Annotated in this window: 29 protein-coding genes; 11 read left to right on the top strand and 18 right to left on the bottom strand. The window is 63.1% G+C overall.

The genetic code is table 11. The features are described 5' to 3' along the window. Positions 1-206: 206 nt before the first annotated feature. From FJ953_RS28660 to FJ953_RS28650, 3 genes are read left to right on the top strand one after another with little or no spacing between them, the layout of a single operon-like run. Complete coding sequence (locus FJ953_RS28660; RefSeq protein ID WP_140493855.1) at positions 207-1130, top strand: RNA methyltransferase; 924 nt, start codon at positions 207-209, stop codon at positions 1128-1130. Continuing rightward, positions 1123-1911 carry a glutamate racemase gene (gene murI, locus FJ953_RS28655; RefSeq protein WP_140493853.1) on the top strand — a complete coding sequence of 263 codons (789 nt, stop codon included), beginning with the start codon at positions 1123-1125 and terminating at the stop codon, positions 1909-1911. The genes FJ953_RS28660 and murI overlap by 8 nt, the downstream gene beginning before the upstream one ends. Before the next feature lie 59 nt (positions 1912-1970). Then, positions 1971-2156: a DUF3008 family protein gene (locus tag FJ953_RS28650; protein ID WP_140493851.1), complete on the top strand. Its 186-nt coding sequence runs from the start codon at positions 1971-1973 to the stop codon at positions 2154-2156. A 150-nt stretch (positions 2157-2306) separates the two neighbouring features. On the opposite strand, the gene FJ953_RS28645 is transcribed toward FJ953_RS28650, so the two are convergent. After that, entirely contained in the window at positions 2307-2513 is a 207-nt protein-coding gene (locus FJ953_RS28645) for a hypothetical protein (RefSeq protein WP_140522046.1), read from the bottom strand. 482 nt (positions 2514-2995) lie between these two features. On the opposite strand from FJ953_RS28645, the gene rpsD reads away from it, so the two are divergent. From rpsD to FJ953_RS28630, 3 genes are all read left to right on the top strand, one after another. Next, positions 2996-3613 (top strand): 30S ribosomal protein S4, encoded by a 618-nt coding sequence (rpsD, locus tag FJ953_RS28640; RefSeq protein ID WP_140493847.1) that lies wholly within the window; start codon positions 2996-2998, stop codon positions 3611-3613. A 129-nt stretch (positions 3614-3742) separates the two neighbouring features. Then, the gene (gene ttcA / locus FJ953_RS28635; protein WP_140625564.1) at positions 3743-4636 is read left to right on the top strand and encodes a tRNA 2-thiocytidine(32) synthetase TtcA; all 894 of its coding nucleotides are present in this window, start codon (positions 3743-3745) and stop codon (positions 4634-4636) included. Further along, positions 4626-5453 (top strand): inositol monophosphatase family protein, encoded by an 828-nt coding sequence (locus FJ953_RS28630; protein ID WP_140625563.1) that lies wholly within the window; start codon positions 4626-4628, stop codon positions 5451-5453. The genes ttcA and FJ953_RS28630 overlap by 11 nt, the downstream gene beginning before the upstream one ends. A gap of 46 nt (positions 5454-5499) precedes the next feature. Here the strand turns inward: FJ953_RS28630 and FJ953_RS28625 are convergent, their stop codons facing one another. The 6 genes from FJ953_RS28625 to FJ953_RS28600 form a co-directional block, all read right to left on the bottom strand. Next, on the bottom strand, positions 5500-6768 hold the full coding sequence (locus FJ953_RS28625) for a multidrug effflux MFS transporter (RefSeq protein ID WP_140493841.1): 1269 nt from the start codon (positions 6766-6768) through the stop codon (positions 5500-5502). A gap of 141 nt (positions 6769-6909) precedes the next feature. Next, positions 6910-7245 (bottom strand): Grx4 family monothiol glutaredoxin, encoded by a 336-nt coding sequence (grxD, locus tag FJ953_RS28620; RefSeq protein ID WP_013532137.1) that lies wholly within the window; start codon positions 7243-7245, stop codon positions 6910-6912. Between the two features lie 153 nt (positions 7246-7398). Then, positions 7399-7632, bottom strand: a complete 234-nt coding sequence (locus FJ953_RS28615; RefSeq protein ID WP_140493839.1) for a BolA family transcriptional regulator — start codon at positions 7630-7632, stop codon at positions 7399-7401. A gap of 122 nt (positions 7633-7754) precedes the next feature. After that, positions 7755-8288, bottom strand: a complete 534-nt coding sequence (locus FJ953_RS28610) for a hypothetical protein (protein WP_140558548.1) — start codon at positions 8286-8288, stop codon at positions 7755-7757. A 47-nt stretch (positions 8289-8335) separates the two neighbouring features. Continuing rightward, positions 8336-10567 (bottom strand): phosphoribosylformylglycinamidine synthase subunit PurL, encoded by a 2232-nt coding sequence (gene purL / locus FJ953_RS28605; RefSeq protein WP_140625562.1) that lies wholly within the window; start codon positions 10565-10567, stop codon positions 8336-8338. Positions 10568-10788: 221 nt separating this feature from the next. Continuing rightward, positions 10789-12195 (bottom strand): PLP-dependent aminotransferase family protein, encoded by a 1407-nt coding sequence (locus FJ953_RS28600; RefSeq protein ID WP_140493832.1) that lies wholly within the window; start codon positions 12193-12195, stop codon positions 10789-10791. Positions 12196-12289: 94 nt separating this feature from the next. Between FJ953_RS28600 and FJ953_RS28595 the strand changes: the two genes are divergently transcribed. Further along, positions 12290-12535 (top strand): DUF1127 domain-containing protein, encoded by a 246-nt coding sequence (locus FJ953_RS28595; protein WP_140560984.1) that lies wholly within the window; start codon positions 12290-12292, stop codon positions 12533-12535. A gap of 18 nt (positions 12536-12553) precedes the next feature. Here FJ953_RS28595 and FJ953_RS28590 read toward each other — a convergent pair whose 3' ends face one another. The 5 genes from FJ953_RS28590 to purC all read right to left on the bottom strand — a co-directional run bounded on the left by FJ953_RS28590 (position 12554) and on the right by purC (position 15496). Further along, positions 12554-13210 (bottom strand): Pr6Pr family membrane protein, encoded by a 657-nt coding sequence (locus tag FJ953_RS28590; protein ID WP_140625561.1) that lies wholly within the window; start codon positions 13208-13210, stop codon positions 12554-12556. A gap of 1 nt (position 13211) precedes the next feature. Beyond that, on the bottom strand, positions 13212-13622 hold the full coding sequence (locus tag FJ953_RS28585) for a hypothetical protein (RefSeq protein WP_140625560.1): 411 nt from the start codon (positions 13620-13622) through the stop codon (positions 13212-13214). A 41-nt stretch (positions 13623-13663) separates the two neighbouring features. Beyond that, positions 13664-14332 carry a phosphoribosylformylglycinamidine synthase subunit PurQ gene (gene purQ / locus FJ953_RS28580; protein WP_140493824.1) on the bottom strand — a complete coding sequence of 223 codons (669 nt, stop codon included), beginning with the start codon at positions 14330-14332 and terminating at the stop codon, positions 13664-13666. A 60-nt stretch (positions 14333-14392) separates the two neighbouring features. Next, complete coding sequence (gene purS / locus FJ953_RS28575; RefSeq protein WP_140625559.1) at positions 14393-14632, bottom strand: phosphoribosylformylglycinamidine synthase subunit PurS; 240 nt, start codon at positions 14630-14632, stop codon at positions 14393-14395. Between the two features lie 69 nt (positions 14633-14701). Further along, a complete protein-coding gene (gene purC, locus FJ953_RS28570) occupies positions 14702-15496 on the bottom strand; it encodes a phosphoribosylaminoimidazolesuccinocarboxamide synthase (RefSeq protein WP_127282327.1) in 795 nt (264 codons plus the stop codon). A gap of 274 nt (positions 15497-15770) precedes the next feature. On the opposite strand from purC, the gene FJ953_RS28565 reads away from it, so the two are divergent. Both FJ953_RS28565 and FJ953_RS28560 read left to right on the top strand, forming a co-directional pair. Continuing rightward, positions 15771-16091, top strand: coding sequence for a DUF1476 domain-containing protein (locus tag FJ953_RS28565; RefSeq protein WP_140493820.1), 321 nt, complete (start codon positions 15771-15773; stop codon positions 16089-16091). A 168-nt stretch (positions 16092-16259) separates the two neighbouring features. After that, positions 16260-17033, top strand: a complete 774-nt coding sequence (locus FJ953_RS28560) for an HpcH/HpaI aldolase/citrate lyase family protein (protein ID WP_140625558.1) — start codon at positions 16260-16262, stop codon at positions 17031-17033. A gap of 23 nt (positions 17034-17056) precedes the next feature. On the opposite strand, the gene FJ953_RS28555 is transcribed toward FJ953_RS28560, so the two are convergent. Continuing rightward, positions 17057-17611, bottom strand: coding sequence for an alpha/beta hydrolase (locus tag FJ953_RS28555; RefSeq protein WP_140625557.1), 555 nt, complete (start codon positions 17609-17611; stop codon positions 17057-17059). Between the two features lie 244 nt (positions 17612-17855). On the opposite strand from FJ953_RS28555, the gene FJ953_RS28550 reads away from it, so the two are divergent. After that, positions 17856-18668 (top strand): VOC family protein, encoded by an 813-nt coding sequence (locus tag FJ953_RS28550; protein WP_140625556.1) that lies wholly within the window; start codon positions 17856-17858, stop codon positions 18666-18668. Between the two features lie 58 nt (positions 18669-18726). On the opposite strand, the gene purB is transcribed toward FJ953_RS28550, so the two are convergent. Genes purB through FJ953_RS28535 form a run of 3 tightly spaced genes read right to left on the bottom strand, consistent with a single transcriptional unit; the run spans position 18727 to position 21340 of the window. Continuing rightward, entirely contained in the window at positions 18727-20034 is a 1308-nt protein-coding gene (gene purB, locus FJ953_RS28545) for an adenylosuccinate lyase (RefSeq protein ID WP_140625555.1), read from the bottom strand. 59 nt (positions 20035-20093) lie between these two features. Beyond that, positions 20094-20618, bottom strand: coding sequence for a hypothetical protein (locus FJ953_RS28540; RefSeq protein WP_224519150.1), 525 nt, complete (start codon positions 20616-20618; stop codon positions 20094-20096). Next, positions 20615-21340: a DUF2259 domain-containing protein gene (locus tag FJ953_RS28535; protein WP_140625554.1), complete on the bottom strand. Its 726-nt coding sequence runs from the start codon at positions 21338-21340 to the stop codon at positions 20615-20617. The genes FJ953_RS28540 and FJ953_RS28535 overlap by 4 nt, the downstream gene beginning before the upstream one ends. Before the next feature lie 138 nt (positions 21341-21478). Between FJ953_RS28535 and FJ953_RS28530 the strand changes: the two genes are divergently transcribed. Then, positions 21479-21733: a DUF2171 domain-containing protein gene (locus FJ953_RS28530; RefSeq protein ID WP_140493808.1), complete on the top strand. Its 255-nt coding sequence runs from the start codon at positions 21479-21481 to the stop codon at positions 21731-21733. Between the two features lie 11 nt (positions 21734-21744). Here FJ953_RS28530 and FJ953_RS28525 read toward each other — a convergent pair whose 3' ends face one another. Together FJ953_RS28525 and FJ953_RS28520 are read right to left on the bottom strand one after the other, a co-directional pair. Next, complete coding sequence (locus tag FJ953_RS28525) at positions 21745-22764, bottom strand: P1 family peptidase (protein ID WP_140493806.1); 1020 nt, start codon at positions 22762-22764, stop codon at positions 21745-21747. Next, a complete protein-coding gene (locus FJ953_RS28520; RefSeq protein WP_140625553.1) occupies positions 22764-23837 on the bottom strand; it encodes a branched-chain amino acid ABC transporter substrate-binding protein in 1074 nt (357 codons plus the stop codon). The genes FJ953_RS28525 and FJ953_RS28520 overlap by 1 nt, the downstream gene beginning before the upstream one ends. Between the last annotated feature and the right edge of the window lie 34 nt (positions 23838-23871).

The following is a 23871-nucleotide window of genomic DNA, read 5'->3' as shown; positions in this document are numbered from 1 at the left end:
ATGCCTCGTTGCTGGGAAATGGGACGGCCTTGCCCGCGTGGCGTTCGGCCGGGGATGCGCCCCTATATCAAAGCGTTTTTGGCCGCGCAAACGACGATCGGTCACGAAAGCGAAGCGATCGCCCCGCCATTTGCGAATGGTTCATTTTCGCGGCCGAATATGGCAGGGGACGCTGAAATGCCGCAAACAGCAGTTCATTGACAATCATGCCCGTCACCAAAGATTCCGATACCGCTTCAGTCGCCAGCCCCGCCATCATCCTCGTGGAGCCGCAGCTCGGCGAGAATATCGGCATGGTTGCGCGCGCCATGGCCAATTTCGGCCTGGTCGAACTTCGCCTCGTCAACCCGCGCGACGGCTGGCCGAACGAGAAGGCGCGGGCGGCGGCCAGCCGCGCCGACCATGTCATCGACGCCGTCAAGGTTTTCGACGATCTCGCCACGGCGATGGCCGACCTGAATTTCGTTTTCGCGACCACCGCAAGGCAACGCGACGGCTTCAAGCCCGTGCGCGGGCCGGTCGAGGCGGGCAGGGTGCTCCGGGCTCGCCATGGCATGGGTCAGCGAACCGGCATCCTGTTCGGCCGCGAGCGTTTCGGCCTCTATAATGACGAGGTTGGCCTCGCCGACGAGATCGTCACTTTTCCGGTCGATCCCGATTTTTCCTCGCTCAACATCGCCCAGGCCGCGCTTCTCATGTCCTACGAGTGGATGAAATCCGGCCTCGAGGACGAGACCAAGACCAACTTTACGGGTCCGGACATGAAGCCGGCCAGCAAGGAAGAACTGCACGGCCTGTTCGCCTATCTCGAAGGCGCACTCGAAGCGCGCGGCTATTTCCGGCCGGCGCCGAAGAAGCCGAAGATGGTTGACAATCTGCGCGCCGTATTGACCCGGGCGGGATTTGCCGAGCCGGAGCTCAAGGTGCTGCGCGGCATCATCTCGTCGCTGGACAGGTTCTCGCCGGCGATGCCGCGCGGCGACGGCTCTCCGGGAGATGATCCAAGGCGGCTTCCGGCAGCGGCGCGCGCCGGCGGTCCCGGCCGCAAGACCAATGCGGATCGTCAGGTGGCCGATGACGACGACAACGCCGCGCCGCCGCTCGGCGGCAAGGGAACCGACAATGACTGATCAGCCGATCCTGATGTTCGATTCCGGCATTGGCGGGCTGACTGTGCTGCGCGAGGCGCGCGTGCTGATGCCCGACCGCCGCTTCGTCTACATCGCCGACGATGCCGCCTTCCCCTTTGGCGCCTGGGAGGAACCGGCGCTGCGGGTCCATATTCTCGACCTGTTCGGCAAATTGCTCGACCGGTTCGCCCCGGCCATCTCGGTCATCGCCTGCAACACCGCCTCGACGCTGGTGATCGATGCGTTGCGCGAGAGATTTCCCGGCCATCCCTTTGTCGGCACCGTGCCTGCGATCAAGCCGGCGGCGGAGCGTACCCGCTCCGGCCTCGTCTCCGTGCTGGCGACGCCGGGCACGGTGAAACGGCAATACACGCGCGACCTGATCAGCAAATGGGCGCAGAAGTGCCATGTCCGGCTGGTCGGTAGCGACCGCCTGGCGGGGCTGGCCGAAGCCTATATGCGCGAAGGGTTCGTCGACGAGGAAGCCGTGCGCGCCGAGATCTCCCCGTGTTTCATCGAGCGCGATGGCATGCGCACCGACATCGCCGTGCTCGCCTGTACGCACTATCCTTTTCTGGTCAACCGCATGCGCAAGACCGCACCCTGGCCGGTCGACTGGATCGATCCTGCCGAAGCGATCGCCCGGCGGGCGATGTCGCTGCTGTCGCCGGTCAATGGGCCGTTGCCGCATGGTGAGCCGGACATCGCGGTCTTCACGTCCGGCAAGGCGGATTTTGCCACCAGCCGTTTGATGCAGGGCTTTGGACTGGCGGTCGCCTGATTTCCGGAACATTGGCGAGGCCGTTTCGTTTTCTCCCAGGCAATGAAGGGAGAAAAACCATGCCTGCCACCTCGAAAGCCCAGCAGAAGGCCGCCGGCGCCGCATTGTCGGCCAAGCGCGGCGAGACCAAGAAGAGCGAGCTCAAAGGCGCTTCCAAAGGGATGTACGAATCCATGAGCGAAAAGCAGCTCGAGGAATTCGCCGAAACCAAGCGCAAGGATCTGCCGGAGAAAAAGAAGCACTGAGGGAAGCGCTATTTGGCAACGACCTTCTTGAAGGGTTCGTCCAATGGCAAGAAATAGGCCGGCGACGGGGTCGCAGGCCTTGATGTTATTGTCGGGTCAATGGCCGACGTAATCAGCGCCAGTGGCGGCTGTTAGCGCCAGTGGCAGCTGTTAGCGCCAGTGGCAACGTCGCACTTTTTGGCGAATGACATGGCGGTGACCATGGCTCCAGACGACGCGCTTCCTGACCACAATCCGGCATACCTGATGAGGCCGGTGGCCTTGCCAATGCCTTGCCATCGCCGGCTCAGGCGTGATGACGGCCATCGATCCGGCCAACACCGTCGCACCAGTCAGGCTTAGAAAGAACTTCTTCATCCGAATTCAGGCTCCTCTGCTCAAGTCCCTTCCTGGAGCGGTTCAGCTTCGGGGAATCGCCGCCCCGCTCCGGTTTTTTACACAATCCCGGGTAGAAACCGCTAGCGCTTTCCGGGAATTGTTCTAATACCGCGGGCGCGACAACCTCCCGCCGGATGCGACACCGCATTGAACAACAACACTGAAAATCGTAGATGGTCGCGGGGCGGCGCCAGTTGGAACCTTGACAGCGGTTAAATCTCTGTTTAACAGCGCTCCCAACACCGGGCCGCAACGCCCGGTGGTTTGTTTTGCATGCGCAAGACCTCGACGGAAACCAGTCTGTTTTCCAAGGTCTTGTTTGAACTGACGTGTCCCGTGGGTTTTTCGCCGCGTTGCGTGGAAAAACCCTGTCAGGTCTCGAAAACGGAGGCCAGAGGAGGGCGCGTTTCCTTCACCCGGACCATGAGGCTCCGGGTTATGTTGTTTTGAAAGGGAATGCGATGAGCAAGCGCGAATCCGCGAAGTACAAGATCGACCGCCGTCTCGGCGAAAACATCTGGGGCCGCCCGAAGTCCCCGGTCAACAAGCGTGAATACGGCCCCGGCCAGCACGGCCAGCGCCGCAAGGGCAAGCTTTCCGATTTCGGCCTGCAGCTGCGCGCCAAGCAGAAGCTGAAAGGCCACTATGGCGACGTTTCGGAAAAGCAGTTCCGCAAGGTCTATGAAGAGGCCGATCGCCGCAAGGGCGACACCTCGGAGAACCTGATCGGCCTGCTCGAGTCGCGTCTGGACGCGGTCGTCTATCGCGCCAAGTTCGTTCCGACCATTTTCGCCGCCCGCCAGTTCGTCAACCACGGCCATGTCAACGTCAACGGCAAGCGCGTCAACATCGGCTCGTACCGCTGCAAGCCGGGCGACGTCGTCGAAGTGCGTGAAAAGTCGAAGCAGCTGGTGATCGTCCTGGAATCGGTCGGCCTCGCCGAGCGCGACGTGCCGGACTACATCGAAGCCGATCACAACAAGATGACCGCGACCTTCTCGCGCATCCCGGGCCTGGCGGACGTTCCGTTCGCCGTCCAGATGGAACCGAACCTCGTCGTCGAATTCTATTCGCGTTAAGCGAAGGCTTTTTGCCAGACCGGAAGGGGCCGCCCATCGAGGCGGCCTTTTCTTTGTCGGCCATGTCCGCTAATCCGGGCGGCAACGAAGCTCCGAACGTTCGTTGCTCCAGGATTTGGAACCGACGCCATGAACATGCTGCCAGACGCTCAATCGCTTGAGCAGGCCGCCGACATCGAAGGCGGTTTTCACCCGCTGTTCGCCGATGTGCCGTCTTCGGTCGAGTTCAACAAATTGCGCAAGCGGCTGCTGCGGCTGACCCGCCAGGCGATCGAGGATTTTTCGATGGTCAGGCCAGGCGAGCGCTGGCTGGTGGCCCTGTCGGGCGGCAAGGATTCCTACGGCCTGCTTGCCATGCTGCTGGACCTCAAATGGCGCGGCCTGCTGCCGGTGGAGCTGCTGGCCTGCAATCTCGACCAGGGCCAGCCGAACTTTCCCAAGCACATCCTGCCCGATTACCTCAATGCCCACGGCATTGCACACCGCATCGAATACCAGGACACCTACTCCGTCGTCACCGACAAGCTGCCGCAGGGCAGCACCTATTGCTCGCTCTGTTCACGCCTGCGGCGTGGTCATCTCTATCGCGTAGCCCGAGAGGAGGGGTGCTCGGCGCTGGTGCTCGGCCATCATCGCGAGGACATTCTCGAAACCTTCTTCATGAACCTGTTCCACGGCGGCCGTCTCGCCGCCATGCCGCCCAAGCTGCTCAACGACGAGGGCGACGTCATGGTGCTGCGGCCGCTTGCCTACTGCGCCGAAACCGATCTGGAAAAGTTCGCCGCGGCGATGCGGTTCCCGATCATCCCTTGCGATCTCTGCGGCAGCCAGGAAGGTCTCCAGCGCAACGCGATGAAGGCCATGCTTGACGATATCGAAAAGCGCATGCCCGGCCGCAAGGACACGATGCTGCGTGCGTTGTCCAACACCAGGCCGTCGCATCTGCTCGACAGGAAACTATTCGATTTCGCCGCCCTCGATGAAACGCTCTCCAGCAGGCAAGACATTTCCGATGACATTTGACGATACCGCGATCGACTGGCTGGCCAGCACCCTGGCCGAAGCAGCCGAAGCCGAAATCATGCCGCGCTTTCGCCGGTTGGGCGGCGGCGACGTCCGCCAGAAGACGTCGGCCGCCGACTTGGTGACGGAAGCCGACGTCAGTGCCGAGCGGCTGATCACCGCCAAGCTGCGTGAGCGCTACCCAACGGCCATGATCGTCGGCGAGGAAGCCTGTTCCGACAATCCGGCGCTGCTCGACGGTCTTGGCGATGCCGATCTGGCTTTCACCATCGACCCGGTGGACGGCACTTTCAATTTCGCTTCCGGCGTGCCGTTGTTCGGCGTCATGCTGGGTGTCGTGGTCCGGGGTGAGACCGTCGCAGGCATCATCCACGATCCGGTCGGCAAGGACTGGCTGATCGGCGCCAGGGGCGCCGGCAGTCATATCAGGCACGCGCATGGCAACCTGGAAAAAGTGCGTGTCGCGGCGCCCGTGCCGATCTCGGGAATGACCGGCTCCGTCTCCTGGCAGTACATGGCCGAACCAGAGCGGTCGCGGCTGGCGCGCAACCAGACGAAAATCCTGTCGCAATTCGCCTATCGCTGCGCCGCGCATGAATATCGCCTGCTGGCCAGCGGCCATGCCCATTTCGTCGTCTACAACAAGCTGATGCCGTGGGACCATCTGCCCGGTGTCCTGATCCATACCGAGGCCGGCGGCCACGCCGCGCGTTTCGACGCCAGTGCCTACCTACCGTCGCATGTTGGCGGCGGCCTGCTTGTCGCACCCGACCGGGAAAGCTGGCGCGAGTTGCGCAGCGAACTCTGGACGCAATAGCCGGCTGCCAATTCGATTACCAGCCGAGCGCCGCAAAGGCGACAATTCAATGCAGATCGGCAATGTGCCCCGAGACGGGTTGATTCTGCGGCTGGAACATCTTGCCGCGTTCGGCGATGAAGATCATCAGCAGGGCTGCGACCGAGACGCTGCAGAAGCCGGCGGCCAACGGCGTCACCGTGCCGTTGAAAGCCTGGCCGATCAGCGTGCCGAGAATGCCGCCGAGAAACGTCTGCATGAAGCCCAGGATGGACGAGGCCGTGCCGGCCAGTTGGCCGAGCGGCTCCATAGCCAAGGCATTGAAATTCGCGCCGAGCGCACCGAAAGGGAGCATGGCGCAGGCAAAGAAGGTGACGAACAGCCAGAGCGGCATCTTCATTTCCAGCGAAACGACCAGCCAGGCCAGGCTGATGACCAGAAACAACAGCAGCGCGCTCTGCGACAGGCGGCGCATGCCGATGCGGCCGACAAGACGCGAGTTCAGATAGTTGGAGAAGGCGAGCACGCCGGCAACGCCGGCGAAGATGACCGGAAACAATTCGCCGACATTGAATATGTCGACATAAATCTGCTGCGCCGAGGCGATGAAGCCGAACATGGCGCCGAAGATGAACGTACTGGCGAAGGCGTAGCAGATCGCGACGCGGTTGGTCAGCACGATGCGGAACCCGCCGACAATGGCATTGACGGTCAATGGCCGGCGATATTCCGGATGTAGCGTCTCGGGCAGGCGCAGCAGCGACCAGGCCGAGACGACAAGCGCGCCGACGGCCATGGTGACGAAGATCAAATGCCAGGTCGCGAACAGCATGATGAACTGGCCGATGCCGGGAGCAATCACCGGGATCGCCATGAACACCATGAAGATCAGCGACATCACCTCGGCCATGCGCCGGCCATCGAACGTGTCGCGCACGATCGAGACGGCGATGACGCGGGTCGCGGCCGCACCGATGCCTTGCACGGCCCGGCAAAGTAGAAGCGTTTCAAAGCTTGGCGATATGGCGGCCGCGGCGGCCGCCGCCACATAAATGATCAGGCCGGCGACAAGCGGCGCACGGCGCCCGAATCGGTCCGAGAGCGGTCCGAAAAACAGCTGTCCGCCGCCAAAACCCAGAATATAGGCGGTGATGACATATTGCCGGTGGTTTTCGTTCTCGACGCCAAGCGAGGCGCCGATCTGCTGCAGCGCCGGCAGCATGATGTCGATGGCCAACGAATTGAGCGCCATCAGCGCTGCGCACAGCGCGATGAACTCCCAGCGCGGAATGGGCAATTTGCTTGCCGATTGCGGTGCTGACGTCTGCTGGTCCACGGCAAGTCCGATCTCTCAAACGAAAACGCGCCGGTGGCCCGGCGCATTGGCTCGTCCTGGTCCGGGTCCCGGACGCAAAATTGCCGAGGCGGGGCTGCCCCGGTGCTCAGGGCATGTCGACGGCGACATGCTCAACCGAAATCAGGCGGCGCCTTTGACGCTCACGCCCTTCTCGACAAGGAATGTCTGCAACTCGCCCGCCTGGAACATTTCGCGCACGATGTCGCAGCCACCGACGAATTCGCCCTTGACGTAGAGCTGAGGGATCGTCGGCCAGTTGGAGTATTCCTTGATGCCCTGGCGCAGCTCGGCCGAATCCAGCACGTTCACGCCTTTGTAGTCGGCGCCGATATAGTCGAGGATCTGGACAACCTGGCCGGAAAATCCGCATTGCGGGAAACCGGGCGTGCCCTTCATGAAAAGCACGACGTCGTTGCCCTTCACCTCGTTGTCAATGTAGTCGTTGATGCCGCTCATGGAATATCCTTTCCCGCCTATGGGAGTCAGGCTCGAAGCTTTTCCTTCAGATAAACCCATAGGTTGCCCGAAACAAGACTTTAGCCGCGTCGTGGCCTGAATGGCGCAAAAGATGCGGCGTTTTGGGCCAAGCGACTTTGGCGTTGGAAGCCCCTAGTCCGGCACGCTCGTCTGCAGCGCCAGCGCGTGCAGCACGCCGCCCATATTGCCCTTCAGCGCGTCATAGACCATCTGGTGCTGCTGCACGCGGCTTTTTCCGCGAAAGCTCTCGGCCACGACTTCGGCCGCATAGTGATCGCCGTCGCCGGCAAGGTCACGGATGGTCACCCTGGCATCCGGGATGCCCTCCTTGATCAGTTTTTCGATGTCGCGGGCATCCATTGCCATGGCAAGTTCCTGTTTTCGGGCGGGCTGCGGCATGGCTGCCCGTGCGATGAGAGTCGGAGTGAACCTAAAGCCTTTCCGGCCGGGATTGAAGCCGTTCCGTCCAGCCCCAGCGCGATTGTGGCTCACGACGCGTCCTCGCTCTGACCGCCGGCGTCGTCTGCGGGGTCGTCCTCGGGCGTCGAGAAGGTCCGCCCAAGGCTGAAGGTCAGCACATAGAGGGGAAGGTTGATCGCCAGGTTGGCAATCGGCAGGTAGGCGGTCATCCGCCAGACGGGCGAGAAGAACGGCTGGCCGTAGCCATCGCAGGCCAGCGAGGAGCCATACTCCCACAGTGCCCCCAATGCGGCCGCGACGGCGAAAAGTTTTATGCAGGTGAAGATGTGCCTTGTCCGTGCCCGGTCCGGCAGAAGCCGGCTCCAAAGCACCAGGCAGACAAGCGGAACTGCATAGAAAAGGTTTTGCAGGCCAAGCATCGGAAGCGTGTCGTTGGCCGCGGCGAGGAACTCCGCGCGTGTATCCAACCGGGCGCAGACCTCGCTCGATGTCGTCGACAGCAGGAAAAAGACGAACGGGCCGAGAAACCAGAAGAAGAACAGCGATGGCCAGAAGACGACTGCAAGCAGTGCCCGGACGGCCAGTTTCCTGTGGTTGAGCATGATTTTTCCGAAAAAATCGGTTCCCACTTTTCGGGATCACGCTCTGCTCAAATGGCCTGATCCATGAAGCGCGGGAACCAGCCTTCGTGCGCGGCGGTCAATTCGCCGAGCGGGATCGCCCGTGCCTCGCCGAGTTTCAGCGTGTTGCCGCCGGTCGAGCCGATCCAGGGCGCGAAAATACCGAGTTCGCCTTGCTGTTTGCGGATCGCGTCCCAGTCCTCACTGTCTGGATCGATTGACAGCGTCAGGAGATAGCGGCCCTGGTCCTCGCCGAACCAGACCGGAATAGGATCGGTGCCGGCCAGTCCGGGGACCGTCGCGCCGATGCCTGATGCCATCGCCATCTCGGCCAGCGCGACCGCAATGCCGCCGTCGGAAACGTCGTGAGCCGCGGTGACGATGCCGGACGCGATGAGGGCGCGCACATGGTCGCCGACACGCTTTTCATGGTCGAGGTCGACAGGCGGCGGCGGGCCGTCGCTGCGGCCGTGGATGTCGCGCAAGTAAACCGATTGGCCGAGATGCGTACCCCATGAGGCCGGCGCGCCGACCAGCAGGATCATCTGGCCCTGCGCAGCGAAGCCGGCTCGCACCATCTTCGACCAGTCGGCGATGAGCCCAACGCCGCCGATGGTCGGCGTCGGCAGGATGCCCTGGCCATTGGTTTCGTTGTAGAGCGAGACATTGCCGGAAACGATCGGGAAGCCGAGCGCGCGGCAGGCATCGCCAATGCCCTTCACCGCGCCGACCAACTGACCCATGATCTCCGGCCGTTCCGGATTGCCGAAATTGAGATTGTCGGTCGCCGCCAGCGGCAGCGCGCCGGTGGCGGTCAGGTTGCGCCAGCATTCGGCCACCGCCTGCTTGCCGCCCTCATAGGGATCGGCCTCGCAATAGCGCGGCGTCACGTCCGACGAGAAAGCCAGCGCTTTGGTCGGATGGCCTTCGACCCGCACCACGCCGGCATCGCCACCGGGAAGCTGCAGCGAATTGCCCTGGATCAGCGTGTCGTACTGTTCCCACACCCAGCGGCGCGACGACAGGTCAGGGCCGCCGAGCAGCTTCAGCAGTGCTTCGGCGACATCGGCCTGCGGAATGTCATTGGCCGCAAGCGGCGCCGGCTTCTTCGGCTCGACCCACGGACGGTCATATTCCGGTGCCTTGTCGCCGAGATCCTTGATCGGCAGGTCCGCAACCTGATCACCCTGATGCAGGACGCGAAAGCGCAGATCGTCGGTCGTCTTGCCGACAATGGCGAAGTCGAGCCCCCATTTGTGGAAGATCGCCTCGGCCTCCTTTTCCTTTTCGGGGCGCAGCACCATCAGCATGCGCTCCTGGCTTTCCGACAGCATCATCTCGTAGGCGCTCATGCGCTCCTCGCGCACCGGAACCTTGTCGAGCTCGAGCTCGATGCCGAGATCCCCCTTGGCGCCCATCTCGACCGCCGAGCAGGTAAGGCCGGCAGCACCCATGTCCTGGATAGCGATGACCGCACCGGACGCCATCAGTTCGAGACAGGCTTCCAGCAGGCACTTTTCGGTGAAGGGATCGCCGACCTGCACGGTCGGGCGCTTCTCGTCGATCTTGTCGTCGAATTCGGCCGAGGCCATGGTGGCGCCGCCGACGCCGTCGCGACCGGTCTTGGCGCCGAGATAGACGACCGGCAGGCCGACGCCCTTGGCCTCCGACAGGAAAATCGCGTCCGTCTTGGCAAGACCCGCGGCAAAAGCGTTGACCAGGATATTGCCGTTGTAGCGGGCGTCGAAATTGACCTCGCCGCCGACCGTCGGCACGCCGAAGGAATTGCCGTAGCCGCCGACGCCGGAAACCACTCCCGCCACCAGGTGCCTGGTCTTGGGATGATCGGGAGCGCCGAAGCGCAAGGCGTTCATCGCCGCGATCGGCCGCGCGCCCATGGTGAAGACGTCGCGCAATATGCCGCCGACGCCTGTCGCCGCCCCTTGGTAGGGTTCGATAAAGGAGGGGTGGTTGTGGCTCTCCATCTTGAAGACGACGCAGTCGCCGTCGCCGATATCGACCACGCCGGCATTCTCGCCCGGTCCCTGGATGACCCGCGGGCCGGTCGTCGGCAGCGTGCGCAGCCATTTCTTCGAGGATTTATACGAGCAATGCTCGTTCCACATCGCCGAGAAGATGCCAAGTTCGGTGAAGCTCGGCTCGCGCCCGACGAGGTCGAGGATGCGCTGGTATTCGTCTGGCTTCAGCCCGTGCGAGGCAATGAGCTCGGGCGTGATCGGCACGGAATTGGAAATGGTCATGGGCGGCGGTTTTTATCCGTGGGAGCTTGGGATTTTGAGTCTCCTCTTATCGCAAGCTTTGCGGCCGATACACCCATGGACCGACGAAAAGTGGCTGAATCCGGAGAAAGCCGCGGCGCCTTGAACACGCGTCCCACCGGACCGGACTCAACCGATGCGCCTCGGTCTTGCCTGGAGGCATGCCGTCGTCCTGAACCGCCGGCGCTCCAAGGCGATGCGGATCAGGAAAAACTGTCGTAGCCGGCGCGGCCTTCGTCGAGGAGCCTCCGGATCGCCGCAACGCCGTCCGCGATGTCCTTGCGCTGCCTGGGCTGCGAAATGCCGAAGCGCACGGCGTGGAAGACCTGCTCGGAACGGCCCGCCTTGAACTCGTCTTCGTCGTCGATTAGCACGCCGTGCTCGAGGCAGGCGTTCTTGAACGTGCCGGAAAGCCAGGGGTCGGGCAAGGTCAGCCAGACAAAGGGTATATTGTCCCGCGACTTGAATTCGAAGCCGGCCAAAGTCTCGCGCACGATGGCGGTGCGGGCGTTGATTTCGGCGATGGCCCGTTTGCGTATGTCCGCGGCCTGGCCCGACAGCACCAGCCGGGCATTCACCTCGGCCAGCAGGAAAGGCATGCCTCCGGTCATCATCTTATGGGCAACGCGGATGCGATGGCGATAAGCGGGCGGGCAGGAAAGCCAGCCGCCGCGAACGCCGGCCGCTACCGATTTCGACAGGCCGCCTGCGACGATGGTGCGCTCGGGTGCATAGTCGGCCAGCATTGGCGTCGGATCTTCGGTCAGGCCGCCGTAAAGATCGTCCTCGATAATGACGACATTGTATTCACGCGCGATCCGCGCGATTGCCTCACGTCGCGCTGCCGGCAGGATCGCCAGCGTCGGATTCTGCACCGTAGGCATCAGAAAGATCATCTTCGGGTGCTTTTGCGCGCAGACGCGCTCGAAATCGTCGGCGTTGAGACCCTGATGGTCCGATGCCACCAGCGCCGTGCGACGACCGATCAGGCCGGCGCTGCGCGAAATCTGCGAATAGGTCAGGTGCTCGAAGGCGACGTAATCGCCGGGCGTGGTCAGTGCGGCGATCGCCGCCATGACAGCGGCATGGGTACCGAGCGTCGGCACGATCGTATCGGCGCTCGGTCGAAACGAGTTGCGCGACAGCCAACTGGCGCCGGCCTCGAACCAGCGCTCGGGAAAATCCCGCGTGTAGCTCGAAATCTCATGCGCATGATCCGAAGCCGTGCGCGACAGCACTTCGGTGACGATGGCGCCCTGGCCGACATCGGGCGCCGCGGTGCTGTCGAAGCGCAGCTTGCCGCGCGGCGCATCGATGTCGCGCGTGCCTTGCGCGTCCGGCGCTATGAAGTCGGGCTTCGCGTTCTGCCGGCCGAGGACATAGGTGCCGCGCCCGACCTCGCCGCTGACCAGCCCGCGCTCGCGCAGCAATTGATAGGCCCTGCCGACCGTGCCGACGGTTGCGCCGATGTCATAGGCGAGATCCCGCTGCGGTGGCAGCTTTGCCCCGGCGTCGATCACGCCGCGGTCGATATCTGACTCAATGCTGTCAGCAAGGCGCTGATAAAGCGGGCCGGAGCTGGCCGTGAGGTCGGGAAGCCAATTTGTCATGGTGACAATTTTGTATATTGCGTCGAACGATGAGTCAATTCACATGCGTTGTGTGGAATAAAAGAGTGCAATTTGCAGCTTTGGTAGAGCGAAGATGGATACAATCGAGACAATCAGCCAGACAGCCGCAGGATTGTTCGCCGCGCGACCTGTGGACCGCGGCGGCTTTGTCAGCCGCATCGTGCGTATGGTCAAATCGCTGGGGCGCTGGATCGACGGCCTGCTGGAGCGCAGGCGCAGCCGGCTCGCCTTGCTGGACATGACCGATGATCAGTTGAAGGACATCGGCATTTCCCGCTGCGACGCCCATCGCGAAGGGATCAGGCCATTCTGGAAATGAACAGGCGGGATGCTGTGTTCAATCCTGCTTGCGTGGCTGCACAACTGGCGCCCTGATCCGTGACAGGCCGCGGTCCGCAAGCACGGCGCCAACGCATAGCGCCAGGAAAAGGGCGGTGATGGCCAGCGAGGCGATGGCGACGCTGGCGATGCCGTTCCTGGCGACATCGAGGAAGGGGTAGGGCACTTCGCCTGTTATGGACGCCCGCGCCAGCGCATAGGCCAGATAGGCGAGCGGATAGAGCATCCACCAGGAAACGTCTCGCCATCGCGTCTTGCCGTCGGCACCGGCGGCCAGCCACCACAGCACGAACAGTGCAGGCGTCACATAGTGCAGCAGCACGTCGCACAGCAGGAACAGGCCCTGCGGCTGCCAGAGGCGTGCCAGCACGGTGGCGTAGACCATGAAGACCACGGTGATGGCGACGGCGACGCCTGCCCGCATCCGCGCTCCGGCAAAGGCCGGAAACCAGGCATGGCCGGCGGGCGACAGCAGCGACGCATGGACGAGCACCGCACCGATATTGGTCAGGATGGTAAAGAAGCTGAAGTAGAAGACGACCGAACCGATCAGGCCGCGGCCGGCTTCCATCGAGGCCGGAACGGTGATCGAGAACTGCAGGAAAAGACCGGCCAGCCCTGCGACCAGACCCGCGACCTGCAGCAGCCGGCCCATCTTACGCGGCGGCGGCGCAGGCCGGATTGCCGGCCTGCCAGCGGGCGATGTCGGAGCCGATGCGCGCGCCGAGCGGCTCGGCCATCAGCGGACCGAACACGTCTACACGGCTCGAATTGCCTTGCGCCTGCACCACCAGCAGCGGCTTGCCGCCATAATGCTTGGCCGGCACTAGCAGGAAGCGCGGCGTGCCGCTGAACGAATTCAGCTCATTGGCCATCTGGTAGGATTTGAAGGCCGGGTCCTTGCTGGCGATCCAGCATTTATGGGCGGAGATCGCCACCTGTTCCATGGCCAGCAGCGCCGCGCTCTTGTCCGAAGGCGGCGGAGCGCTCTTCGGACCCGACTGGCAGGATGCCAGCGCAAGGCCGGCGGCAGCCAGGAGAGCAAAGCGAGCAATCGTCAGTCTCATCGTCAGGCCGCCCCCAGGTTCTGAAAGAATTTCGGAAGATATCAGGCGGCGATGCCGAGCGCGCCTTCGAACAACGCCCGGCCGTCATTGCCGCCATGTGCCGCTTCGATCAGGTTCTCGGGATGAGGCATCAGGCCCAGCACATTGCCCTGGCTGCTGATGATGCCGGCGATGTCGTTGATCGAGCCGTTGGGGTTGGTGCCGTCCGCATAGCGGAACACCACCTGGCCTTCGCCTTCCAGGCGTGCAAGCGTCTCGGCATCGGCGAAGTAGTTGCCGTCGTGATGCGCCACCGGCGAACGGATGATCTGGCCCGGCTGGTAGCGGCGGGTGAACATAGTGTTGGCGTTGGCGATCTCGAGCTTCACCTGCCGGCAGACGAATTTGAGCGAGGAGTTGCGCATGAGCGCTCCCGGCAGCAGGCCGGCCTCGACCAGGATCTGGAAACCATTGCAGACGCCGATGACCATGACGCCCTTGGCCGCCTTTTCAGCAACCGCCCGCATCACCGGCATGCGCGCCGCGATCGCGCCGCAGCGCAGGTAGTCGCCGAAGGAGAAGCCGCCGGGAATGGCGATCAGGTCGACATCCGGGATTTCGGTGTCGGTCTGCCAGACCGTGGCTGGCGCCTTACCGGAAATCTTGGTCAGCGCCGCGATCATATCGCGGTCGCGGTTAAGGCCAGGCAGGAGGACGACGGCTGATTTCATTTTGGTTCGTAAGGCCTCTGGGTTTCGGCAAGTTGGGGCATCCGTGCCTCCGGCACAACCTCAGGTAAGCGTCACACTATAGTTCTCAATCACCGTGTTCGCCAGCAGTCTGTCGCACATGGCCCTGAGATCGGCCTCGGCCTTGGCCTTGTCGGTCCCGGCGAGCTCGACGTCGAACACCTTGCCTTGCCGCACCGAGCCGATACCGTCAAAACCTAGCCCCGACAGCGCATGCTCGATCGCCTTGCCTTGCGGGTCCAGCACGCCGTTCTTGAGGGTTACGGTAATACGGGCTTTCATCGATGCTCCTGAATGATCGGTATCGGTCTGCGCCGGACCTGCCGTTTCCGGCAAGCCCGTTGCTGGCAATTAGTGCTTCATGCCCTTCGGCGGCTCGCTCGACGCGACGAGCACCGGTCCGGTTGGACGCGGCGGCTCGTTCTCGTTCATGATACCGAGACGGCGGGCGACTTCCTGGTAGGCCTCCACGAGGCCGCCCATGTCGCGGCGGAAACGGTCCTTGTCGAGCTTGTCCTGCGTCGCCACGTCCCACAGCCGGCAGGAATCGGGCGAGATCTCGTCGGCTACGACGATGCGCATCATGTCGCCCTCGAACAGGCGTCCGCATTCGATCTTGAAATCGACGAGCTGGATGCCGACGCCCATGAACAGGCCGGACAGGAAGTCGTTGACGCGAATGGCCAGCGCCATGACGTCGTCGATTTCCTGCGGGCTCGCCCAGCCGAAGGCAGTGATGTGCTCTTCAGAGACCATCGGGTCGTCGAGCGCATCGGCCTTGTAATAGAATTCGATGATCGAGCGGGGCAGGACCGTGCCTTCCTCGATGCCAAGGCGCTTGGACAGCGAACCGGCGGCGACATTGCGCACCACCACTTCGAGCGGGATGATCTCGACCTCCTTGATCAGCTGCTCGCGCATGTTGAGCCGGCGGATGAAGTGGGTCGGAATGCCCATCCGGTTGAGATGATTGAAGATGTGCTCGGAAATGCGATTGTTAAGCACGCCCTTGCCATCGACGACTTCGTGTTTTTTCTTGTTGAACGCGGTTGCGTCATCCTTGAAGAACTGGATCAGCGTCCCGGGCTCAGGGCCTTCATAAAGTATCTTGGCCTTGCCTTCATAAATGCGGCGGCGATTTTTCATTTGATTTTTCTCTGGATTTGCGGGCAGGCGGCAAGCGACCAGTTCCTGTCCGTCTGCCTAAATTAGTGTGGCGACGGTGGCGTTCAATGCCGGTGTCTATCGTAATCGCCTTGTTTGCTCAATCGGCAATCCTTTCAATCAACTGCTTTCGGGACCGAAATGCCGCAGCGCAGCAAGCCACGAAGCGTATTGACCGGCCGCCAGCCTTTTGGTTTGTGCTTCGCCATCACATATTCATCAATGCCAGCGAATCGATTTCCATCGGAGGGACGCCATGAGCAACATGAAGGATCGCGAAGAGGGTTTTGAGCGCAAATTCGTGTTCGACGAGGAGCTTCGGTTCAAGGCGTCGGCGCGCCGCAACAAGGCTCTCGGCCTGTGGGCCGCGGAAAAGCTCGGGAAATCCGGCGCCGAGGCCGATGCCTACGCCAAGGAAGTGGTTGTTTCCGATATCGAGGAAGCCGGCGATCACGACGTCTTCCGCAAGATCCGCAAGGATTTCGACGCTGCCGGCGTCAGCCAGTCGGACCATCAGATCCGCCGCACCATGGACGAATTGATGGCGCAGGCGATCGAGCAGATCAAGAACACCTGATCCAGCCGAAGCAGGTTTCTGCAAAAGTGTCCCATGGTTTTGCGACGAAACCTGCGGCAAATAGGAGAACGACTGGACCAATCGACCGCCCGGCCCAGCCGGGCGGTTTTTCTTTGCGTTTCCCGTCGTTTCCAGCTGAAACTGCGATCCTTAGCGAGGAAAGAGCCGATGTCCCTGAAATCCCGCCTTGCGGCCGATGAAACGCTGGTGACCGCATGGTCAGGCGTGCCGGACGCACTGACCGTCGAAATCCTTGCCAGGCAGGGCTTTGATGCGGTCACGCTCGACATGCAGCATGGCGGCCATCATGAAGACAGCGTGTTGCGCGGCCTGGCGCCCGTGCTTGCCACCGGCAAGCCGGCATTGGTGCGTATTCCCGTCGGCCGTTTCGACATGGCCAGCCGGGCGCTCGATTTCGGCGCCGAGGCGGTGATTGCGCCGATGGTCAACTCGGTGGCGGATGCAAAACTGTTCGCTGCCGCGATGAAATACCCGCCGGTGGGCGAACGCTCCTGGGGCCCGACCTATGCCTTCCCACGCCATGGCAAGGGTGATCATGCCGAATGGCTGCGCGACAGCAACCAGCGCACCATGGCCTTCGCCATGGTCGAGACGCGGGCGGCGCTCGATGCGCTGGACGGCATCCTCGATACACCCGGTATCGACGGTATTTTCCTGGGGCCATCGGACTTCTCGATTGCCTGGTCGAACGGCGCCACCGTCAATTCGACGCTCGAAAGCATGATGGAAACGGTGGGTTCGATCGCCGAGCGTACCCGCAAGGCCGGCAAGCATGCGGCGATCTACGTCATCGAACCGGCCATCGCCGGCCGCGTCGTGGCGATGGGCTACCGCCTGCTGGCCACAGGGTCCGAGCACGCGCTGATTTCGCTAGGGGCGAAGACGCTGTTGAAAGGCATCAAGGATTCGATCGGCGGCTGAGAGCCGCGATCCGGTCGAGGTCGTCAGGCCTTCAGTTCGGTCAGAAATTTGGCGAAGGTCATCGAACCTTCGGGCCATGGGCCGAAGCCTGAATCGGCGTTGAGGTGACCGGCTTCACCGGCATCGATGAACAGAGATCCCCAGGCGCCGGCAATGTCCTCGGCGACGTCGAAGGCGCAGAACGGATCGTTGCGGCTGGCAATCACCATGGACGGGAAGGGCAACGGCTCGCGCGAGTAGGGGCCGAACGTCATCAGGTGCCTTGGCCGTACCTCCGGATTGGCGACATCGGGCGGCGCCACGAAGAATGCGCCGGCGACCGGCTTGCGAAACTGCGGGACGGCTTGCACCGCCGCGGCAACGCCAAGGGAATGCGCGACGAGGACGACGGGCTTCTCGGCTTCATTGACCGCTTTTGCCACGCTCGCCGTCCAGTCATCGCGCACGGGCTTCGACCATTCCGCCTGCTCGACGCGCCGCGCGGTCGACAGCTTCGACTGCCAGCGGGTCTGCCAGTGTTCGGGTCCGGAGTTGGTGTAGCCCGGGATGATGAGAATATCTGCGTCTTTGACTTTCATGGCGCTGAGATAGCGAGCGTGATTGCCTCATGCAACCGCCGATGGGTGCGCTCCTGCTTGCAATGGTGAACACCATGTTCGCTTTTCGCTGTCTTGTGTGAACGATCACGATCGCCGATTTGTCCTCTGGAAAGAAACAGCCGTGAAGGACCGCATTTGGTGCTGACACGATGTACAATGATCGCCGGCGCCGGGCTCCTGACCTCGGGGTTTATGCCAAAGCGTCGCCGCAACGGAGACAATCATGAGCGAACTGCCCTTTGCCGCCACCACGCCGGTGAGCGTTGCCCGGGTCGGGCTGAAGGCGCGCGACGCCGAAAGCCTAGCGGCCTACTATCGCGCTGTTGTCGGCTTGCAGGAATTGAGCCGCGCCGATGGCGCGATCACCCTGGGCGCCGCCAACCGTCCGCTGTTGGTGCTGGAGCCGGACGCCTCGGCCAAGCCTGACGATCCGCGCAGCCCCGGCCTGTTCCACACGGCTTTCCTGCTGCCCAGCCGTGCCGATCTCGGCCGCTGGATCAACCACGCCATATCAGACAAGATCGCCATAGAGGGCGCTTCGGACCATCTGGTCAGCGAAGCGCTGTACCTCACCGATCCCGAGGGCAACGGGATCGAGATCTATGCCGATCGCCGTCCGCAGGACTGGACGTGGAACGGCGACAAGATCGCGATGGCGACCGAACGGCTGAACATTCCTTCGGTCGTCGCCGAAGTGCCGGCGGGCGACGCGGGCTGGCAGGGAGCGCCTGAAAACAGCATTGTCGGCCACGTCCACCTGCGCGTCGGCCGGCCGGAAGAGGCGGAAGCCTGGTGGAACCAGGAATTCGGCTTCGACACGGTGGCGAAGTATGGCGGCCAGGCTGTGTTCCTGTCGTCAGGCCACTACCATCATCATATCGGCGCCAATGCGTGGCAGAGCGCCGGCGCTGGCCGCCGCGATCCGACCCGGTCAGGCCTTGCCTGGGTCGAGATGCGGTCCGACAACGTGGCCAGTGAAACGACCCGCGAAGATCCGTGGGGCACGGTGATCAGGACCGTTCCCGGCAAAGCGTGATCGGCAGTTACGTCCTGCGGTACCTTCTCCTCGTAGCGACGGGGAGAAGGAAAGCCCCTCAGGCCTCTCCGAACACCCGCCGGAAGATCGTGTCGACATGCTTGGTGTGGTAGCCCAGGTCGAATTTCTCGCGGATCTCGGCTTCCGGCAAGGCGGCGGTGACGTCCTTGTCGGCCAGCAGTTCTTCGAGAAAATCAGCGCCTTGCTCCCACACCTTCATGGCATTGCGCTGCACCAGCCGGTACGCATCCTCACGAGAGACACCGGCTTGCGTTAATGCTAGGAGCACGCGCTGTGAATGCACCAGGCCGCGGAACTTGTTCATGTTCTTCAGCATGTTGTCGGGATAGACGAGCAGTTTGTCGATGACGCTGGTCAGCCGCGCCAGCGCGAAATCCAGCGTCACCGTCGCATCCGGCCCGATCATGCGCTCGACGGAGGAATGCGAAATGTCGCGCTCGTGCCAGAGCGCCACATTCTCCATCGCCGGCAGCGCGAAGGAGCGCACCATGCGGGCAAGGCCGGTTAGGTTCTCGGTCAACACCGGGTTGCGCTTGTGCGGCATCGCCGACGAACCTTTCTGGCCAGGCGAAAAATACTCTTCGGCTTCCAGCACCTCGGTGCGCTGCAGATGCCGGATCTCGATCGCCAGCCGCTCCACCGACGATGCGATGACGCCGAGCGTGGCAAAGAACATGGCATGGCGGTCGCGCGGGATCACCTGCGTCGATACCGGCTCCGGCTTCAACCCGAGCTTTGCCGCGACATGCTCTTCGACATAAGGCTCGATATTGGCGAAGGTGCCGACCGCTCCCGAAATGGCGCAGGTGGCTATGTCCTCGCGAGCATGCACGAGCCGCTCGCGGCAGCGCGAAAATTCGGCATAGGCTTGCGCCAGCTTGACGCCGAAGGTGGTCGGCTCGGCATGGATGCCGTGGCTGCGGCCGATGGTGACGGTATCCTTGTGCTCGAAGGCGCGGCGTTTCAGCGCCGCAAGCAGCGCGTCGATGTCGGCCAGCAGCATGTCGCTGGCACGCGTGAGCTGCACCGCGAAACACGTGTCGAGAACGTCCGAGGATGTCATGCCCTGATGGATGAAGCGGGCGTCGGGTCCGACGAATTCGGCGAGATGGGTGAGAAAAGCGATGACGTCGTGCTTGGTGACGCGCTCGATCTCGTCGATCGCATCGACGTCGAACTTCGCGGCATTGCCTTTTTCCCAGATGGTCCTCGCCGCCTGTTTCGGGATGACGCCGAGTTCGGCCAGCGCGTCGCAGGCATGAGCCTCGATCTCGAACCAGATGCGGAACCGGGTTTCGGGCGACCATATGGCCACCATTTCCGGCCGGGAGTAGCGAGGGATCATCGGTCAGTCCTGACGTGTCGAGAAATTTGCCCGCGTCCTAACAGAGGCGGACAAAATGCTCAACGCCGCCGCCGCGCAAACCAGAGGCTGGCGGCAAACAAGGCGAGGAACCCGATCGGGAAATAGAGCCTGATGCCCAGCACCACGAACTGGTAGAGCGCCACCGCCATCGTGAAGACGAACTGAAGCCCCCAGGTGAGGGTGAAGGTAGGTGCATGCCATGCGGCATAGTAGGACCGGTATTGCAGGGCATACAGCCCGGCGGTCAGGCCGATCGTCGCGGCGGCGAGACCCACGAATGCCGCCGCGAAGGCGACTTCCCAGCTCCTTCCGCGCGAGACCAGCCGTGCCGCGAACAGGCCAACAGGAAAGGCCAGAGCGCCGCCGCCTGCAAACAGCAGCGTCACGGTGCGGATCTTATCTGGCGTCACCCAACTTTCCAGCAACAGGTTGAGGAGCGCGCTGGCGCCCATCGTGGCGGCCCAAAGCAGCGCGCCGAGCAGCGCCGTGCCCGGCGTTGGTATGGCGCCGCGGAGGCGGCCCAGGGCGCGATGACGCCTGGCGGGGTGGACGAGCGGTGTCACGGGCGGCCGGTCACCGCGATCCAGCGATAGTCCGGGCCTTCGAAGCCATATTGGCGCACCGCGATCAGCACCGCATAGGCGCTGGGATTGTCCATCGAAAATGTCTGCACGGCTCCGATGCGGTAGCCGTTCGGGCAACCCCGGCTCTTGGGGATCGATTTGTCCTCGTGCAACAGCTTCGTCGTACCGCCGGCTTGCGCCTCGACGCGCAGCAGCCGAAAGCCATTGATCTCACCCTGGCTCTCGCAGCCCTTAGTCTCGTTCATGCCGATCTCGTCCAGCCGGAACTCGAGCGGCTGGTCGACTGGCGAGAAGATCGGACGCGGATTGACCGCCATCCGATGCGGGTCGGCGGACATCTCCGTTACCGGGTTGAAGCCTGCGGTGATGCCCTTGTTCGCGGCCAACTCCGCCTGGCTGACGACCGCTTCGCCCTTCTCGCGGGCCTGAATACGAGCCGCCGTCAACGTGGCGTTCTCGTCGTCGAGCCGGACGCGAATAGGCGTTCCCTGGAGAAAGCTGTCGTTGCTGGTGTCGATATAATAGCGATTGGCGTAGGGAAATCCCGATCCATCCTGCACGCCATATTCTTCGAACGCGAAGATGCCGCCGTCCTTGGTGAAGCCCAGGATTTCAAGCTCGGCGACATCCCCGGCCCGGGCGGCGACGACTGCGCAAAACTGCGCAAGCAGGCAAACGGCAAACAGAAGAAGGTTTTGCATGAGGTTTTCCGCCGGCCAACGATATCGCCATTCCCTATCACGACAAGATACCGGCGTCGCGCTGCCCGATAAAGCAAGCGCCATGCATCCAATCGCGGCCTCGTCTGTTATTGTCGGCAGTCCCAATGGAGAACCACCATGACCGACACCAGCAAAATTCGTGAGCATATGGAAGTGATCGGTGCCGATGGCGTTCATGTCGGCACGGTCGACAAAGTCGAGGGGCAGCGGATCAAGCTGACCAAGTCCGACAGCGGTATGGGCACGCATAAGGGGCACCATCATTTCATTCCCCTGAGCCTTGTCGCGGAGGTCGAGGGAAAGAAGGTCTGGCTGTCGGCGAATTCCGACGTCGCGGTCACTTTCGAGGAAGAAAAGTCCGACCCCACCTGATCGCGTATAAGTCAGCGCGAAGACCAGACCGGAAACAGATCGCCCTCGGCGGGCGTCGCGGCGAAAACGCCGCGCGTGATGGCGCGCGCCATCGTGGCGCCTGCCGCGGCATAAAGGTCGATTGCCGCGTCGGCTTCGAGCCGGATACCGCTCCTGCCGGTCGCCAGCGCGAAGACCAGATCGCCATCGGCCGGCGTGTGCGTCGGCCATATGGCCCGCACGAAACCGTCATGCGCTGACATGGCCAGGCGCTTTGCGGCGGCCTTGGTGAGAACGGCATCGGTGGCGATAACGGCGATGGTGGTGTTGCCGCCGGCATCCGCCTTGCCCGTGAACGTCTTGTCGCGAAACTTCAAGAGGATGCTTTTGGCGTCGTCCGGCATTGGCGAGGGATAGCCAAGCCCGCCGAATTCATCGCCGATCTCGAACGGAGCCGCCCAGAAATGGCGGCTTCGGCTGATGGTCACCGAGCCGATCGGATTGACCGCCGCCAGCGCGCCGATGGTGACGCCATTGTCAAGCAGCGTCGAAGCCGAGCCAAGCCCGCTCTTGAGACCGGAGGTCAGCGCGCCGGTGCCGGCGCCGGTCGTGCCGATCTGGAAATCCGAACCGGCGGCCTGCACCGTCTCGTAGCCGAGGTCGCGGTATGGCGGATAGCGGCCCCAGTCCTTGTCGCCGCCATTGCGCAGGTCGAACAGGATCGCCGCCGGCACGATCGGCACGCGAAAGCCGCCGACCTCGAAGCCGATGCCACGCTCGCGCAGTGCTGCCTGTACGCCGGACGCTGCGTCGAGGCCGAAAGCCGACCCGCCCGACAGCACCACGGCATGGACCGTCTCAACCGAATTGTGGGGTTCGAGCAGGTCCGTCTCGCGCGTGCCCGGCGCACCGCCCAGGATCTGGACGCCGGCTACGGCCGGCTCGTCGCAAAGGACCGTCGTCACGCCGGATTTCAGTCGGGCATCGGAGGCATTGCCGACGCTGAGACCGGCGACATCGGTGATCAGGTTGCGCGGGCCGGTGCGAAACATCAGTTGCTTTCCAACGGTACGAAGCGGGCGCCATCGAACCGGAAGACGCGGTACGGATGCCGGCTGAGGTCGCCCTTCGCATCAAAGCGCACCGGCCCGATCGCCGTGGTGAAATCATGCCCGATGAGCGCTTCCGCAAGCGGCCTGCCGGAGCTTGCGGCTTCCGCCATCGCCGCCTTGGCGGTTTCTACCGCCGCATAGGCCGGCAGCGTGTAGCCGTCCGGCACGATCTTCTGCGAGGCAAACACCTCGAGCACCTTGGGATTGGCGACATCGGCCCATTCCGGGGGAGCGATCATCAGCGTTCCCGTGGCATAGGGCACTGCGCCGGGCGGAGTGCGCAGGTTCTCGCCGCCGGCGAATACGATGCCGGCGTCGAGTTGCGCGGCGTCGCGACCCATGATGGCGATGTCGTCGCCGTCGCCACCGGCAAAGACATGGGTTGCGCCGGCCTTCTTCAGCCGGCCAATCAGACCGATCTGGTTGTCGAGCTGCGGCCGGAACGTATCGACGAACACCGGCTTCAGCGCCGCCTGTTCGGCCGCCGCCCGCAACGTCTCGGCGATCTCACGGCCGTAGATGGTGCCGTCATCGATGACGGCGAACAGTTCGTTCTGCCAAAGCCGGGTAAGGGTGTTGGCGACGGCATTGCGCTCGTCGTCGCCCCTCGGTCCGAGCCGGTAGACCGGCCAGCCGGTCTTGGGACGACGGTCAGTCAGGCTTTCGGTTCGCACGCCAACGGTGATGACGGCGATGCCTGCGTCCTTCAAGATCGGCATCGCCGCCTCGATCGCTTCCGTACAGAGAAATCCCACGACGACATTGACCTTGGCGGTCGCGAATTCCCGGGCTGCCGCGGCACCCCCATCGGCCGTGCAGGCATCGTCGATGGTCTTGAGCTCGATGCCGTTCGCCTGGGCCGCCACTTCGGCGCCGGCTTCGATCTGCCTGCCAAGGATCGCCGAGGATCCGGAGAGCGGCGCGGCAACACCGACGAGCAGCGTCTGGGCGTTGGCGGCGCCGGTCAGCAGCAGCCAGGCCAGCGCGGCAGATATCGTTGCCCCGGGTCGCATCCTGTCGAAGACTTCCTCCAAGCGAGCCCGGATG

Origin of the sequence: Mesorhizobium sp. B2-3-6 (assembly GCF_006442305.1) — a bacterium.
In the GTDB taxonomy this organism is placed as follows: Bacteria; Pseudomonadota; Alphaproteobacteria; order Rhizobiales; family Rhizobiaceae; genus Mesorhizobium.
Note: the sequence above shows the minus strand (reverse complement) of the source record. Positions and strands in the feature narration are given on the sequence as shown.